Origin of the sequence: Pseudooctadecabacter jejudonensis (assembly GCF_900172275.1) — a bacterium.
In the GTDB taxonomy this organism is placed as follows: Bacteria; Pseudomonadota; Alphaproteobacteria; order Rhodobacterales; family Rhodobacteraceae; genus Octadecabacter; species Octadecabacter jejudonensis.
Window position 1 is genome coordinate 105,174 of record NZ_FWFT01000004.1, and the last position, 15,497, is coordinate 120,670.

13 protein-coding genes are annotated in these 15,497 nt (G+C 58.9%); 3 read left to right on the forward strand and 10 right to left on the reverse strand.

Going from position 1 to position 15,497, the window contains the following annotated elements:
• Position 1: 1 nt before the first annotated feature.
• The gene (locus PSJ8397_RS12640) at positions 2-1,642 is read right to left on the reverse strand and encodes a hypothetical protein (RefSeq protein ID WP_143515471.1); all 1,641 of its coding nucleotides are present in this window, start codon (positions 1,640-1,642) and stop codon (positions 2-4) included.
• Positions 1,639-1,872, reverse strand: a complete 234-nt coding sequence (locus PSJ8397_RS17135) for a hypothetical protein (protein WP_200811322.1) — start codon at positions 1,870-1,872, stop codon at positions 1,639-1,641. The genes PSJ8397_RS12640 and PSJ8397_RS17135 overlap by 4 nt, the downstream gene beginning before the upstream one ends.
• Between PSJ8397_RS17135 and PSJ8397_RS12645 the strand changes: the two genes are divergently transcribed.
• From PSJ8397_RS12645 to pdeM, 3 genes are all read left to right on the forward strand, one after another.
• A complete protein-coding gene (locus tag PSJ8397_RS12645) occupies positions 1,784-3,094 on the forward strand; it encodes a P-loop NTPase family protein (protein ID WP_085864984.1) in 1,311 nt (436 codons plus the stop codon). The genes PSJ8397_RS17135 and PSJ8397_RS12645 overlap by 89 nt on opposite strands.
• A 191-nt stretch (positions 3,095-3,285) precedes the next feature.
• On the forward strand, positions 3,286-5,688 hold the full coding sequence (locus PSJ8397_RS12650) for a ligase-associated DNA damage response DEXH box helicase (protein WP_085865139.1): 2,403 nt from the start codon (positions 3,286-3,288) through the stop codon (positions 5,686-5,688).
• A 44-nt stretch (positions 5,689-5,732) separates the two neighbouring features.
• Positions 5,733-6,413 carry a ligase-associated DNA damage response endonuclease PdeM gene (gene pdeM, locus PSJ8397_RS12655; RefSeq protein ID WP_085864985.1) on the forward strand — a complete coding sequence of 227 codons (681 nt, stop codon included), beginning with the start codon at positions 5,733-5,735 and terminating at the stop codon, positions 6,411-6,413.
• On the opposite strand, the gene PSJ8397_RS12660 is transcribed toward pdeM, so the two are convergent.
• From PSJ8397_RS12660 to pal, 8 genes are all read right to left on the reverse strand, one after another.
• Complete coding sequence (locus PSJ8397_RS12660) at positions 6,388-7,155, reverse strand: LytTR family DNA-binding domain-containing protein (RefSeq protein ID WP_085864986.1); 768 nt, start codon at positions 7,153-7,155, stop codon at positions 6,388-6,390. The genes pdeM and PSJ8397_RS12660 overlap by 26 nt on opposite strands.
• Before the next feature lie 87 nt (positions 7,156-7,242).
• Positions 7,243-8,142, reverse strand: coding sequence for a bifunctional methylenetetrahydrofolate dehydrogenase/methenyltetrahydrofolate cyclohydrolase FolD (gene folD / locus PSJ8397_RS12665; RefSeq protein ID WP_085865140.1), 900 nt, complete (start codon positions 8,140-8,142; stop codon positions 7,243-7,245).
• A 116-nt stretch (positions 8,143-8,258) separates the two neighbouring features.
• Positions 8,259-9,935, reverse strand: coding sequence for a formate--tetrahydrofolate ligase (locus tag PSJ8397_RS12670; RefSeq protein WP_085864987.1), 1,677 nt, complete (start codon positions 9,933-9,935; stop codon positions 8,259-8,261).
• A 188-nt stretch (positions 9,936-10,123) separates the two neighbouring features.
• The gene (locus PSJ8397_RS12675) at positions 10,124-10,708 is read right to left on the reverse strand and encodes an MOSC domain-containing protein (protein WP_085864988.1); all 585 of its coding nucleotides are present in this window, start codon (positions 10,706-10,708) and stop codon (positions 10,124-10,126) included.
• Between the two features lie 122 nt (positions 10,709-10,830).
• Positions 10,831-12,741: an ATP-dependent zinc metalloprotease FtsH gene (gene ftsH / locus PSJ8397_RS12680; protein ID WP_085864989.1), complete on the reverse strand. Its 1,911-nt coding sequence runs from the start codon at positions 12,739-12,741 to the stop codon at positions 10,831-10,833.
• Between the two features lie 86 nt (positions 12,742-12,827).
• Positions 12,828-14,111 carry a tRNA lysidine(34) synthetase TilS gene (gene tilS / locus PSJ8397_RS12685; RefSeq protein WP_085864990.1) on the reverse strand — a complete coding sequence of 428 codons (1,284 nt, stop codon included), beginning with the start codon at positions 14,109-14,111 and terminating at the stop codon, positions 12,828-12,830.
• Positions 14,102-14,917: a tol-pal system protein YbgF gene (ybgF, locus tag PSJ8397_RS12690; RefSeq protein ID WP_085864991.1), complete on the reverse strand. Its 816-nt coding sequence runs from the start codon at positions 14,915-14,917 to the stop codon at positions 14,102-14,104. Before ybgF ends, tilS begins: the two co-directional genes overlap by 10 nt.
• Before the next feature lie 24 nt (positions 14,918-14,941).
• The gene (gene pal / locus PSJ8397_RS12695; protein ID WP_085864992.1) at positions 14,942-15,472 is read right to left on the reverse strand and encodes a peptidoglycan-associated lipoprotein Pal; all 531 of its coding nucleotides are present in this window, start codon (positions 15,470-15,472) and stop codon (positions 14,942-14,944) included.
• Positions 15,473-15,497: the final 25 nt, after the last annotated feature.

Sequence of the window (15,497 nt, forward strand, 5' to 3'; positions counted from 1 at the left end):
CCTAGAGGTCAGTTTTTTCGTAGACCACATAGAGTTCGGTGCGCAAAACCTCCCGCACGGTGATCTTGTCCGCCTCAACCAACCCGTTGAGGATCTCGGCAATTTCACCCTGAACATCCTGTGCCACAGGGCACAGCGGCACCAGGATCAGTTCCGCATCCTTGAGCCCAGGTGCGCCGCCGTAATACCACGGGGCACCGCCCGCCATTGGCGCCAGATCACCGAACAGCCAATAGGACGAGAAGATATCTGCTGCGAACATGGATCGCGGCCCGCCTGGCCCTTGCGACAGCCCAGCGGCATCAATGTCGGACGCGATCACATCCATGACATGCGGCAGGCCCAGTTCGATGGTGCAGCGCGGGATGATCTCTCCGAAAATTTCAACCGGATCTTCACGGTCCTCAAAGGCTGTCAGCCCCTCAACCGCGCCGTCCATCGCGATACGGCCATCGACCCGGTTCACCCGCAAATTGGCAGCATAAAGGTCACTGTGAACGCCGCCGCGCGGCAGGATCGGCACGTAGTCAGACGTGTCGGTCGCCGCATGACGAAACGGACTATAGGCGAGGTTAAAGAACGACGGCGCGGTCAGCGCAAAGCTGACGCAGGCCATCGTTAAAATGCCATCGCGGGCATTGATGCCGAAGCGGTTGATCGTATCCGCTGCCTGCCCCCGAAGCGCCAGCAACACCACCGTGACCAGCAACAACCACTGGGGATCATTGCCAAAATTCTGATACGTCACGTAGAAAAATCCAGGGATCAACAGCAGCAAGACAAGCCCGCCCACGGCCACCCCAGCCTGACGCAAGAAAATCACGCTTAGAAACACGGCCAAGGATCCGCCCAGATAGGCCGGTGCGCCCATGATGGCCGCCAAGGGCTCCCCCGGGGCGGCGCGCACATCTGATCCGGCCACCGCCAACAAATCGCCCGCATAGGCCACCCAATATCCCACGCCTTCCATCACGGTGATCACGGCCACCACGGCCAAACCGGTGATCGCGGCCACAAAGATCGCGCGGGTCTGCTTGGTCAGGATCATGGCCACCAAAATCGGCACCGCGAAAGACACGAAATAGGTCATCTTGATCATCGCCATGATGCAGATCATCGCGCCCATGATCACCCCGTCCAAGGTGCCCGAGGGCCGCTGCGAAGGGACCACCGCCATCACGACAGCGACAAACGCTGCCGCCCACGCCAGACGGTTGTAATGCATCGAAATCGAGACGGACCGTTGCGCCTCTCCATGGACCAGCGCCAGCAGCAACACCATGATAATAAGGCCAAAAAGCGCGCCCACCCCGGGGGACAGCCGTGTCCGCGCCACCCAGATGACAACCGGCAAAAAGATAACCGCTGCGGCAATCTGCGCCCAAATGATCGCCATTCCAATGCCCAAGCCCGCCTTGACCAGCACAGCAATGGGCCAAAACGCCAATGCCCCGATGGGGGTCATAAAATCCAGATGCGGCGTCTGACCCTCGGCCATGCGGAACACAATCTGCATCAGATGCAACGTGTCGCCTTCGTGTTTCCCGATGAAAAGACCGCCCTGCAGGGCCGAGACCCCACCGAGCAAAACGATCAAAATTGCGCAAAATACGGTCAAAACCGCTGTGTTCTGGTGTGTCATGCCTGCCTCTGGAACGGTTTTGTCCCTTTTTTCGACACAATAGTCAGGCACACCGCCTTTGCAAAACCTTTCCCCACGGGCCGCCGATTTGACGCGCGCATGGGCGAATAGGCCACATAAAACATATGGATGAGCAGCCCGATGAACATGCACACCACGGACTCAATGGCGCCCCCCGCGCCCAAAACACTGGAAACAATGGCACTTTCGCCAGTGATGATGCGCGACATTCTGATCAAGACGATGTTTCGCACCAATCTGGAAACCGCCCGTGATCTGGCAAAGGTGGTGTGCCTGCCGGTCGTCATCACCCAACAACTGATTGATATCGCCCGCGATCAACGTCTGTGTGAAGCGACAGGGACATTGAACGCCAATTCGGGCAACGAAATGGGCTATCAGCTGACCGATGCGGGCAAGCAGCGCGCCCTTGATGCGTTGGCGCAATCTGAATATTTCGGCGCGATGCCTGTCCCGCTTGAGGTGTACCGCGAACAGGTCAAACGCCAGTCCATCCGCAACATCCACGTTACCCGCGACCAGTTGACCAACGCCATGGGGCACCTGATTTTGCCCCCGACCCTGCTGGACCAGCTTGGGCCTGCGGTGGGTGCGGGCCGGTCGATCCTGATGTATGGCCCCCCCGGCAACGGTAAATCGTCCATCTCAAACGGGATCCGCGATGCCTTGGGCGACAAAATCTATATCCCCCGCGCGATTGAATACTCCGGTCAGGTGATCACGGTTTATGATCCGATTGTCCATTCCGCCGCGGAAGAGGACGTGGACGACCCCAATTCGTTGCGCCGCACCTCTGGCCGGTTCGACACACGCTATGTGAAATGTGAACGGCCCACAGTGATTACGGGGGGTGAATTGACGCTGGAGATGTTGGATCTGGTCTACAACCCCGTCGCACGGACGTATCAAGCCCCGCTTCAGCTGAAATCATCGGGCGGAATTTTCATTATCGACGACCTTGGCCGTCAGGCAGAACCGCCACAGGCCATCGTCAACCGCTGGATCGTTCCGCTGGAAGAAAACCGCGATATCCTCGCCCTGCAATCGGGGGAGAAATTCGAGGTGCCATTTGATACCCTCGTTATCTTCTCGACCAACTTCCATCCAAACGAGATTTTCGACAAAGCGGCCCTGCGCCGGATCTTCTTCAAGATCAAAATCGACGGGCCGGATCAGGAAGACTTCCTGAAGATTTTCGCAATGATGGCCCGCAAACGGAAGATGCCATTGGATGAGGCCGCCTTGGTCCATTTGTTGCAGAATAAGTACCCGACAATCGACAACATCTATGCCAACTATCAGCCGATTTTCCTGATCGACCAGATGATTTCGATTTGTGAATTCGAGGGCATCCCCTATCAAATGTCCCCTGATCTGATCGACCGCGCCTGGGCCAATATGTTCGTCAAGGAAGAAGAGATCGTCCACTGATCGGGGCGATTTAGGCGAGTTGGTTTCGAACGGGCGGGGCCCGTCCGACCGGGGCCGCGCGGAGCGCGGCCCGGCGGGGGGCTCTGCCCCCGGTGCTTCGCACCTCCCCCGGGATATTTTTGAAACAAAGACAGGGGCAAGTTCCCCCACGCGGTGCTTGACTGTTGGGCAGGTGCGCGCACCTTATGGGCATGACTAGCCTTCCCCCCCTTTTTCGCGATTGGTTTGCCTCTAAGGGCTGGTCGATCCATCCGCATCAACAGGCGATGTTGGACCGCGCCGAGGAGCCCGCCTTGTTGCTGATCGCGCCCACTGGGGGCGGGAAAACTCTATCGGGTTTTTTGCCGTCCTTGGTGGAGTTGTCGGATGGCAACCATGAGGGCCTGCACACCATCTATGTGTCGCCGCTAAAGGCGCTGGCGGCGGATATCAAACGCAATCTTGGCACACCGGTTTCTGAAATGGGGCTGCCCATTCGCATCGAAGACCGCACGGGCGATACGTCATACACCCAGAAACGCAGGCAACGGGCCGACCCGCCCCACATCTTGCTGACCACACCTGAGAGCCTTGCGCTCTTGGCATCCTACGAAGATGCGCCGCGCATTTTCAAAGGGGTGCAGCGGATCATTGTGGATGAGATCCATGCCTTGGCAGAAAGCAAGCGGGGCGATCAGCTGATGCTGGCGCTGTCGCGCATTCAAACCATCGCGCCTGATCTGCGCCGTGTGGGCCTGTCGGCGACGGTTGAGGACCCGCAGGCCATCGCTCAGAATTTGGCGCGCCATCCCGACCCCTGCCCGATTTTACAGGCCGATCCCGGCCCTGCGCCGGATATTTCCATGTTGGTCACAGATGAAAAACCGCCGTGGTCCGGCGGTGGCGCGGCCTATTCCATCCCAGCGGTTTTGGATCTGGTCAAACAGCATCGAACGACCCTCATTTTCCACAACACCCGCGCGCAGGCCGAAATTTACTTTCACAATCTGTGGCTTGCCAACGAAGACGCCCTGCCAATCGGCATCCACCACGGCAGCCTTGATCGCGCCCAACGGGAAAAGGTTGAGGCCGCAATGGTGGCGGGTGAGCTGCGCGCCATCGTCTGTACAGGGTCCCTTGATCTGGGGATCGACTGGGGCGATGTGGATCTGGTCGTGCAGATTGGCGCGCCCAAGAACGTCAAACGTCTCATTCAACGGATCGGGCGGGCCAATCACCGCTACAACGCGCCATCCAAGGCCGTCATTGTGCCTGCGAACCGGTTTGAGGTGGTCGAATGCGTCGCCGCGTTGCAGGCGGCCAAGGAAAACGATCTTGATGGTGATCCCGGGTCTCCCGGGCCGAGAGATGTGCTGTGCCAACACATCCTGTTGATGTCCTGTTCTGGCCCCTTCACCGCTGACGCCCTGTTTGCTGAGATCAAGACCGTTGGGGCCTATGCCTCCCTCAGTCGGGCCGCCTTCGACGATTGTCTGGAATTTTGCGCCACCGGCGGCTATGCGCTGCGCGCCTATGATCAATGGCAGCGCCTGAAGCAGGTGGGCGACGTCTGGCAGTTGCGCGATCCAAGGGCCGCACAGCGTATCCGCATGAATATGGGGACAATCTTTGACTACGAGACATTGAAGGTCCGGTTCAAACGCGGCGCCAAGATGTTGGGTGAAATCGAAGAAGGCTTTGCCGCGACCCTGACCCCCGGCGATACGTTTCTGATCGGCGGCCAGATCGTGCGCTATGAAGGTCTGAACCAGCTCACGGTTGAGGTGAGCCGAAACAAAGGGCGTGAACCCAAGGTCGCCACCTTTAACGGGACGAAATTTGCGACCTCAACCCAGCTGAGCCAAAGGATCTTGCAGATGTTCCAGCAAGACAGCTGGCCCGCTTTGCCCGCCCACACATCGGAATGGCTGCACATGCAACGCGACTTTTCCAAGCTGCCGGAACCGGGCCGAATACTGGTTGAAACCTTTCCCCAAGACGGGCGGCAAAATATGGTGGTCTACGGGTTCGCCGGCATCAACGCACACCGCACGTTGGGCCTGATCCTGACCCAGCGGATGGAGGCCGCGGGCCTGAACCCGCTTGGGTTTGTCGTCACGGACTATGCGTTGTTGATTTGGGGCCTGAACGAAGTCACCGACCCTGCCCCGCTCTTCGATCCGCAAAATATGTACGACGGGTTAGAAACGTGGCTGCAAGGCAATGCCGTGATGAAGCGCACCTTCCGTGTCGCGGCCACAATTGCAGGGCTGATCGAACGCAACACACGGCAGGGCCGCAAAACAGGCCGACAGGCCACGTTTTCCAGCGATATCTTGTATGACACGCTGGCCAAATATGACCCCGACCACCTGATGCTGCGCATCACCCGCGAAGAGGCCATGCGTGGCCTTGTCGATTTTGGTCGGGTTGAGGACATGCTGGAACGCACGAAGGGCCAAGTCGACCATCTGCGCCTGTCCCGTGTCACCCCCCTGGCCGCCCCGTTGTTTCTTGAACCGGGTCGGATCCCTGTCTGGGGCGAAGGACGTGAGAGATTGATGCAAGACCGCGCCGCTGAACTGATGGAAGAGGCAGGCCTCACATCCCTGTAACCCATGTCTGGACAAACCTTCTGGCGCACGGCAAAGAACAGACCATGAACGATTACGCATTTACCTTTGCAGACGTATCCCTGGTGGCCCGCGCCGATGGCAGCCTGTGGTGGCCCGAAAAGGCGATTTTATGCGTGTCAGACCTGCATTTGGGCAAATCCGACCGGATTGCACGAAGGGGCGGCACCCTTTTGCCGCCCTATGAAACGCAAGAAACGCTGTGGCAGCTGCAGGAAGCCATCGCAGACACATCGCCCAAAACAGTGATTTGCCTGGGCGACAGTTTTGACGACCTGGGTGCCGCGATGTCCCTGCCTGCGGATATGCAGAAAATGATCGCAGGGCTTCAGGCGGGTCGAAACTGGATCTGGATTGAGGGCAACCACGACCCTGGCCCTGTCGAATTGGGGGGCAGTCATCTTCTCGACTACCACACGCAGGGCCTCGTCTTTCGCCACATCGCGACTGCGGCCGGTTGTGGGGAAATTTCAGGCCACTATCATCCAAAGGCTGGCGTGCCTGGCTTGCGACAGGTGCGCAGCTTTCTGATTGATCAGAACCGCGTTATCATGCCGTCGTTTGGCGCCTACACCGGCGGATTGTCTGCCGCGTCACAACCTTTGCGGGATCTGATGTTGCCGGATGGCCTGGCGATCCTGACAGGCTCACGCGCGATACCCATGCCACTCTCTGCCCTTGTCAGGCCGCAAGGAGCCCGGCGTTAACCAACTCACCTCGGTACTTGGGCCCAACCGGAACACTGCTTCCACATGTGGTCCGGACAACAGGTTTGCCCCCGGTTTCATCCACCAAAATGATCCAGCGCAACGCAACCCAATGGGACCGATGGGTGCACAAACCTGGCTCTACGTCGATTTCACCCAAGGCATCGCGCAACCGCATGAGGATCCGATATTCCGCCCCGTCATCAGTACAGATGCGAATGTGGTGGTTGTCCGAACTGATCCGCGTCAGACGAACCCCGTCCGGCGCGTCAATTCGATCAAGCAACCTATCGCGGGACGGCGCAGCGGACCCAGCCGGTGCCGTGGGCGCCATCCAACGGCGCAGCACCAAAATCCCTGCCCCGACACAGATCGTGATCCCAACCGTCATGTGCCAACTCAACGATGTGACAGAGAGACCTCCCGTCAACCAAGAGTTAAACTCGACCACCAACGGACCAAAGGTCAAACCCAGCGACAGTATGACTGCCACGTCTTCAACCCATTCAGGGCGGGCTGCCAAAATTTGACGCCAGAACAAACGCCACGCCAGCGCGATCAAAATTGCAACCGCAATCAGACAGCCCCAGTACACCAACCGCCAGGCGAAAGTCTGTGTTTCGAATGTTCCAAACGGACCTGAAAGCGCCACAACAAACGTGGTTATTGCCCAGCCAAACAAAAGACTGCCCGTCACCACACTTTTCACAGTTGCCACGGCCCCCTTCGCGCGTTCTTCCATGCGGCCCCCTCAAACAGCACTTCGAATGGTAGAATCGCGCTCTACCATCGCGTGTAGCATACAGAGAACAGTCCGCGCGAAAAAGGGCTATGCCGTCAAACCTTTAGGCTCTTCCAAACCATGTGCGCGGCAACAGGCTGTCAGGGTGTTTGCCAAAAGACAGGCGATGGTCATCGGGCCGACGCCACCTGGCACTGGTGTGACCGCTGACGCAACCTCGCGCACTGTTTCATAGGCCACATCACCCAGCAATTTTGTCTTTCCTGGTTTGTCAGGATGGGGGATCCGCGTGATGCCGACATCAATGACCGTCGCCCCCGGTTTGACCCAATCCGCTTGCACCATCTCCGCCCGCCCGACAGCGGCCACCAGGATATCGGCCCTCCGGCACACCTCGGCCAAATCTTTGGTCCGCGAATGGGCAATCGTCACCGTACAATTTTCCTGCAGCAACAACTGCCCCATAGGTTTGCCGAACAAATTAGACCGCCCGACAACCACAGCCTCCATACCGGACATCGACCCAATCTGATCTCGCAGCAACATCAGACAGCCCAATGGGGTACACGACACCAGCCCTTTCTCACCACTGGCCAAAAGCCCTGCGTTCACCACACTCAATCCATCCACATCCTTGGCCGGATCAATGCGCGCCACAACGGATCGCTCGTTGAGATGATCTGGCACCGGAAACTGGCACAGAATGCCATGGACGGATGGATCCGCATTCAATTGATCAATCAAGGCAAACAAATCCGCTTCGGGCACATCTGCGGGCAACTTATGTTCAAACGACGCCATACCGACTTCAACAGTCTGGCGATGCTTGGCCGCGACATAAACCTCACTGGCCGGATCTTCCCCCACCAGAACAACAGCCAGTCCGGGCGTTACGCCGTGATCTGCTTTCAGCCGCGCAACATGGTCAGCTATCTGCCCACGCACATCCGCCGCGAAGGCCTTTCCGTCAATCACTGTCCCCGCCATGGCACGCGCCCTTTCCTTCTTTGGGTCAAAAATACCTCCCGCCTGGAAGGCAAAGGGATCGGCGGGTGGGGCGCCTTTGGCCCTCAGGCCAAACAGCGTCACCCGCCGATCCCGACTTAGAACAAACCTTCGATCTGTCCGTCATCATTCAAGTGGATATTCTCTGCAGACGGCACACGGGGCAGGCCTGGCATGGTCATGATCTCACCGCAGACGGCCACGATGAACCCCGCCCCCGCACTCAACCGCACCTCACGCACCGGAACCGAATGACCTGTCGGCGCACCGCGCAGGCTCGGATCGGTTGAGAACGAATACTGGGTTTTCGCCATGCACACCGGCAAATCACCGTAGCCCTGCTCTTCCCACAGCTTCAACTGATCGCGGATTTTCTGATCCATTAGCGCCTCATCCGCCCGGTAGATCCGTTTGCAAATCGTCTGGATTTTCTCGGCCAGCGGCATATCGTCAGGATAGATGGGGGAGAAGTTGGCCGTGTCAGCCTCGGCCAGCTCGGCCACCTTCGTCGCCAGATCCGCAGACCCTTCAGACCCAAGCTCCCAGTGACGCGACAAGACCGCCTCAGCCCCGTGGGATTTGACATACTCTTTGATCATATCCACTTCGGCATCGGTGTCGGTGACAAAATGGTTGATCGCCACGACGACAGGCACACCAAAGGATTTCAGGTTCTCGATGTGACGGCCAAGGTTCGGGCAGCCCGCCTTTACGGCATCAACATTTTCTGCACCCAGATCAGCCTTTGCCACGCCGCCGTTCATCTTCATGGCGCGCACCGTGGCCACACAGACCACCACCGAAGGGCTCAACCCCGCTTTGCGGCATTTGATGTTCATGAATTTCTCAGCGCCGAGGTCCGCGCCAAAGCCCGCCTCAGTCACCACATAATCCGCGATTTTCAACGCCGTTGTCGTCGCAATGACAGAGTTACAGCCGTGTGCGATGTTTGCGAACGGTCCACCGTGAACAAATGCAGGGTTGTTTTCCAATGTCTGCACCAGGTTCGGCTGCATCGCGTCCTTCAACAGAACGGTCATTGCTCCGTCCGCTTTGATGTCACGGCAGAAAACCGGGCTCCGGTCGCGGCGGTAGGCCACGATCATATCGCCCAGACGTTTCTGCAGATCCTGTAGGTCTTTGGCCAGGCACAAGATCGCCATAACTTCAGACGCCACCGTGATGTCAAAACCCGCTTCACGGGGAAACCCGTTGGCGACCCCCCCCAGCGACGCTGTGATCTGGCGCAGGGCACGGTCGTTCATATCCACGACACGGCGCCACACAACGCGGCGAATGTCGATCTCGCATTCATTGCCCCAATAGATGTGGTTGTCGATCATCGCAGACAGCAGCGAATGCGCGGACGTGATCGCGTGGAAATCTCCGGTAAAGTGCAGGTTCATGTCTTCCATCGGCACAACCTGCGCATACCCGCCGCCAGCGGCCCCGCCCTTCATCCCGAAGTTTGGCCCAAGGGACGCCTCACGAATACAGATCGCGGCCTTTTTGCCGATCCGGTTCAGGCCATCGCCCAGACCGACTGTGGTTGTCGTCTTACCCTCACCCGCGGGGGTCGGGTTGATCGCGGTCACAAGGACCAGCTTGCCGTTGCCGTTGCCCTGAACGGAGTTGATGAAAGATTGGCTGACTTTCGCCTTGTCGTGACCATAGGGCAGCAGGTCATCGCTGCCGATGCCCAGCTTTGCGCCGATCTCTTGAATCGGTTTCTTGTTCGCTTCGCGCGCGATTTCGATGTCTGTCTTGTAACCCATTGTTGGTCTCCCCGTGGCAGAACAGCCTTGTCTGCATATGATGTGGCATGAGGGAACCACAGCCCGCAAACCCAAGTGAAAAACTTTGCGACATTTTCACGGGCGGAAACGTCAGATCGGACATCATCCGTTTCTGATACGAAACCTGTGCGGCGGATGGGGACGCGCCGGATGGCTTCGCCCGCGACTTAAGACGGCTGCCAAGCCCGCTGATCCGGAATGTGCAAAGTCAGCCTATCGCCCAGATTGATCCGGCCTTCTGCCGCCACCCATGCGGTCACACCGCGCAGATTCTTGGCGGCTGTTTTGAAGGTCACATCAAGATCGCCATGTTCGCTTTGCAAAGAGCGTGTCACCAGATGGCAGGGGCGATTTTCCATATCCACCGTCACCGTCGCCCCGCTGGGCGCCTGCAATCGTGACGACGGCGGCACGAATGTCAGATCGGGCAAGCCTCGCACCATGATCGTGGCCCCTAGTCGGGCCGGATCAATGGCATCCAGCCCCATCTTTGCAGCAATCTGTGTTAGTTCCTCTTCGCTGATGATACACAGCTGTCTCTCATTCTTGATCGCAGTGCCTTTGGCGTATTGCGACGACACCCGGCTGCACGACGGGCGCGTCAGACCATTGTGGCATTCCGCTGCGATGCCCTCAAACGTCAAATCCAGATGATCACGCACCACTGACTTCAATGCCGTCCGGTCCTCGGTCTCAAGTGCGCCGATCCAGACAACGTCTGCGGTATATTCTGTGGGCTTTAGGGCTGGCATTGCGATCTCCTTTGGTCATTCGTGCCGCAGCCTTGGGAACGGCTCAACCCAAAAAGTGTGAGATCAGATGTCACCTAACAAAATAAACCCCCCGCACGGTGACGTGCGGGGGGGGGTTCTGTTTAAGTGGCTTCCGGTTCCATGTCCGGCGCTTTAGGTTTGCGCGGCTTGGTTTTCGGAATTGCGGTGACCGAATTGCCAGAGGCCGGCGGCACATCTGCATCGCCGTCATCATCGCGACCCAAAGGCTCACCCGCCATGACCTTTTTGATCTCGGCGCCCGTCAGCGTCTCATATTCCAAAAGGCCTTGGGCAAGACGTTCCCACTCATCCTTTTTCTCCGTCAGGATGCGTTTGGCTTCCTCATACCCCTGTTCGATAAAGGCCTTCACCTCTTCTTCGATCAGCTCCTTTGTCTGGGTCGACACCGAGAACCCGGCGGTGTTGCCGGAATAGCCTTCGTGGGCTTCAGCGTAATCGATGTTGCCGACCTTATCGGACATGCCCCAACGCATAATCATCGCGCGCGACAACTGGCTGGCCTGCTGAATGTCACCGGAAGGTCCGTTCGACACAGCATCTTCGCCATATTTCAGAACCTCAGCCGCTTTGCCTGCCATGGTCATCGCCAACCGCTGATGACATTCATCGCGGAACATATTCAGACGGTCCATCTCAGGCAGTGACATCACCATGCCCAGCGCTCCACCGCGTGGGATGATCGTCGCCTTATACACGGGGTCACATTTCGGCAGTGTGATACCGACAACAGCATGACCGGCTTCGTGATACGCGGTCATTTCTTTCTGGGCGTCCGTCATGACCATGGACCGACGTTCAGCGCCCATCATCACCTTGTCTTTCGCCTGTTCGAAGTCGAGCATGGCAACAAAACGGCGGCCAACGCGTGCGGCCATCAAGGCAGCCTCATTCACAAGGTTGGCCAAATCCGCACCAGAGAACCCAGGTGTGCCGCGCGCAATGATGCGCAGGTCAACATCAGGGCCAAGCGGTACTTTGCGCGCATGCACACCGAGGATCTTTTCACGGCCTTTGATGTCCGGATTTGGCACGGTGACCTGACGGTCAAACCGGCCCGGACGCAGCAAGGCTGGGTCCAGAACGTCGCGGCGGTTGGTGGCGGCCACGATGATGATGCCTTCATTGGCCTCAAACCCGTCCATCTCAACCAGCAATTGGTTCAACGTCTGTTCGCGTTCGTCGTTGCCACCGCCATAACCGGCCCCACGGGCACGGCCCACGGCGTCGATCTCGTCAATGAACAAAATACACGGCGCGTTCTTCTTGGCCTGTTCGAACATATCGCGCACACGCGACGCGCCAACACCCACGAACATTTCAACAAAGTCAGAGCCGGAGATGGTGAAAAATGGCACGCCAGCCTCACCTGCAATGGCGCGGGCGAGAAGCGTTTTACCCGTCCCCGGAGGCCCAACAAGCAAGGCCCCTTTCGGAATTTTGCCCCCCAACCGAGAGAACTTCTGCGGGTTGCGCAAAAACTCAACAATTTCTTCGAGTTCTTCTTTGGCCTCGTCAATGCCGGCCACATCATCAAACGTCACACGGCCCTGCTTTTCGGTCAGCAGCTTGGCGCGGGATTTCCCGAACCCCATGGCGCCGCCTTTGCCACCGCCCTGCATGCGGTTCATAAAGTAAATCCACACACCGATAAGCAGCAAGAAGGGCAACAGACCCACAAGGAACGTCGCAAGGCCAGATTGCTCTTGCGCCTCAGCGGTCAAAGGAACGCCCTTGTCGACCAGCATATTGGTCACTTCCGCATCCGCCGGAACAATCGTCACATACGTGCGGTTGTCGGACCCGCGATAAAACAGCTGTTCCCCATCCAAACGGGCCTCGGCCACAGCGCCGGCATCCACGGCCTGCACGAATTCGGAATAGCTTTTTTCATTGCTCTGCTGTGTGCCCGCGCCGTTCCCAAACAGGTTAAACAGCGAGATCACCAGAACAAACAGGACGACCCAGAAGGCCAGATTGCGTGCGTTGCCCAAAACGAGGCTCCTTTAAATACTGGATTGGCAGCGAAAGATTAAGATCGCGTTGCCACCCCACTAAGATAGAGGCTTGAGGGGTAAGTTCAACGGGAAAGCAGGAAAGACCCAAACGCCGCGACAATGCGCGCGCGGAAGCCGTTGTTGTGGCCTGCAACAGGTGCAGATTGCAGTCTGTCGCCTTCAAACACTGCGGGGGAAGCCATCAAAGATGCGCGGGACAGCCCCGTTTCGCGCCAATCCGCGACCTGTGACACGGCGTTGCCCAGGGCGCGAACAGTCAGGTTGCCCACGATTCTGCTGCTGTCCTCCACCGTGACCTCCCACCTGCCGTCCCAAAGGACAGACGGTGCGCCATGAGGCCACGTCATATCCCCCGCGCAGGCCGCGAATTCACGCGAAAACCGCGTTTCGGTGTCCGATTGCGTGACAAGACAGCCCGCAAGGGTGTGTTTTCCTGTGGACCCAAGACCCTGTTCCATTTCGCCCAAGGCGCTTTGGCGGGGCGCGTAGCCCGCGCCGTTGATGTGACGCAGGGCCGCAAGCCACAGTCTGCGTTTGATCTCATCGGGAAAGGTCGTTCGGGCGATGATGACATCCCCACCGGAAAAGGTCACAGCGCGTTCAGCCTCTTGCATCGCGTAATATTCAAGCGCGGTGCGCGCCGACAGGATGTTCAGGGCAACGTCTTTCAGGCCGTCGACCGTGATCCCCAAGGGGGCCAATACCCCCAAGGCGCGGCGCGCTTTCGGGCGGTCGTAGGTTTCATCCTCATTGGTGGGGTCGTCGGCCCAGGTCACGTCATGACGGCGCAGGTAATCACGCAAATCAGCGCGATTTTGCTGCCAGAACGGGCGCGCCCAGCGCATCCCGTGACGGTCAAACCGCACATCCATCAAGGACAGACCATCAACGCCTGCTTTGCGCCCCAGACGCATCAAGAACGTCTCGGCCACATCATCGGCCGTGTGACCCACCAACATCCCGCCGATGCCGCGCGCTTGGGCCCATTCGGCCATCATGCGGTATCGGGCCTCTCGCGCGGCGGCGGGGATGTTGCCGGAGGCCTCCGTGCCAGCCCACTTCAATGTCTCATGGTAAATGCCAGCCTGCGCGCAAAACGCGGCCACCGCCTCAGCCTCCTGCATGGCGTCGATCCGCAAGCCGTGATGAACGGTGACGGCCTCAACCGGAATGCCCGCTAGATCGGACCACGCCTTGGCCACATGCAACACCGCCATGCTGTCGCCCCCACCGGAGACCGCAACGCCCACCTTGTCCGGCAGAGGCACGGAAAAGGCTGTGTCGATGAAATGAACAAGGCCGCCATCCGGCCCAAATGCGGCCAGCTGGTCCGGCGTCAGCCGCACCCCAGCCCCGTCATCGCATCGCGGGCTTGCGCAACCTGAGGTGCGCCGGGAAAGCGCACGGCGACCTCCCCCAAAGTCACACAAGCGTCCTGCGTTTGCCCCAACGCGCCCAGCGACTGACCGAGCAAAAACAACGCCTGAGGCGCTTCGCCCCCGTCGGGATTGCCGGAAAACGCCGCCAGATAAGCACGCGCGGCGCTCGTCAGCTCCCCTAACCCCTCAAACGCCTGGCCGCGCAATATATGCGCCTGGGCGGCTACTGGGCTGCCCGGATAGGTCTCATTGAAGGTCTCAAGGAGGTCTGCGGCGCTGCGAAAGTCACCGGAGGCGAGCGCCTCCTGCGCCCGCGTAAAATCTTCCTGCTCACCCACCGCCAAATTCGGGCCAGTGGTGACGGGAGTGCTGTTGACCGGGGCGACCGGTTCCACATCAACGCCGCCCAACGATGGGGTGTCCCCTAGGCTGGCGATATCGCAGCCCGCTTCCAGCTCACACAGACGAAACTCCAGATCGCCAATGCGGTTGGTCCCGTCGCGCGTGATGCGGGTGATGCGAAATTCAAGCTGCTCGGTCTGGGATGTCAGACGCGTCAGCTCCGCCTCGATGGAATTCAGCCGATCAAGCGGCGTCGTGCCAACCGCCCCCTGACCCGCCGTGCCAGAGGCCAGCAACTCGGCCCGCAATGCTGTGATATCATCGTAAAGCGTTGTCAGTTCAGACCGGATATCCGCCAAGGTCTGATCCTGCGCCAAAGCCGCCCCCGCAGGAACGGCCAAGGCCAGACAGGTTGCAATCACTCGAAACATCTTATCCCCCGAAAGATGGTTGGTTTAGCTGGATGCACCGATCGAAATGATCGTGACCGCACGGCGGTTCTGGGCATAGCAGCTTTCGTCAGAACAAACCGCAAGGGGCCGTTCCTTGCCATAAGACACGGTGCGAATGCGATTGGCGGACACGCCATTGGCGATCAGAAATTCACGCACGGCATTGGCGCGGCGTGCGCCCAGCGCAAGGTTATACTCGCGTGTGCCCTGTTCATCCGCATGGCCCTCGATCACGGCCAGATAGTCGGAATTGGTCTGCAACCAACCGGCCTGCCCGCGCAGCGTGTCCTGTCCGGCGGCCGTCAGCGTGGATTGATCCACCTCAAACAACACGCGGTCGCCAATGGTCTGGCTGAAGAACGCGGGGCTAGTGGGATCATTGGCGCCCCCAAGGGACGTCTGATCAATCCCGTTGCCCACGGCAGGGTTGCCATCACCAAGGGCCGCGTTCTGATCATCAAACCGGTCGGCATTGGTGCAGGCTGTAACCCCCAAAAGCGCGATCAGGCTTGCTGCTTTGAATAGATGTGTCATGGGTCTGTCCCGTTGTTTTTATATG

Bases quoted from the DNA above. Each gene is read 5' to 3' on its own strand.
- PSJ8397_RS12650 (WP_085865139.1), top strand. From the start codon at position 3,286: ATGACTAGCCTTCCCCCCCTTTTTCGCGATTGGTTTGCCTCTAAGGGC.
- PSJ8397_RS12660 (WP_085864986.1), bottom strand. From the start codon at position 7,155: ATGGAAGAACGCGCGAAGGGGGCCGTGGCAACTGTGAAAAGTGTGGTG.
- ybgF (WP_085864991.1), bottom strand. From the start codon at position 14,917: ATGTTTCGAGTGATTGCAACCTGTCTGGCCTTGGCCGTTCCTGCGGGG.
- PSJ8397_RS12645 (WP_085864984.1), top strand. From the start codon at position 1,784: ATGAACATGCACACCACGGACTCAATGGCGCCCCCCGCGCCCAAAACA.
- PSJ8397_RS12675 (WP_085864988.1), bottom strand. From the start codon at position 10,708: ATGCCAGCCCTAAAGCCCACAGAATATACCGCAGACGTTGTCTGGATC.
- pal (WP_085864992.1), bottom strand. From the start codon at position 15,472: ATGACACATCTATTCAAAGCAGCAAGCCTGATCGCGCTTTTGGGGGTT.
- folD (WP_085865140.1), bottom strand. From the start codon at position 8,142: ATGGCGGGGACAGTGATTGACGGAAAGGCCTTCGCGGCGGATGTGCGT.
- PSJ8397_RS12670 (WP_085864987.1), bottom strand. From the start codon at position 9,935: ATGGGTTACAAGACAGACATCGAAATCGCGCGCGAAGCGAACAAGAAA.
- pdeM (WP_085864985.1), top strand. From the start codon at position 5,733: ATGAACGATTACGCATTTACCTTTGCAGACGTATCCCTGGTGGCCCGC.
- PSJ8397_RS17135 (WP_200811322.1), bottom strand. From the start codon at position 1,872: ATGTCGCGCATCATCACTGGCGAAAGTGCCATTGTTTCCAGTGTTTTG.
- PSJ8397_RS12640 (WP_143515471.1), bottom strand. From the start codon at position 1,642: ATGACACACCAGAACACAGCGGTTTTGACCGTATTTTGCGCAATTTTG.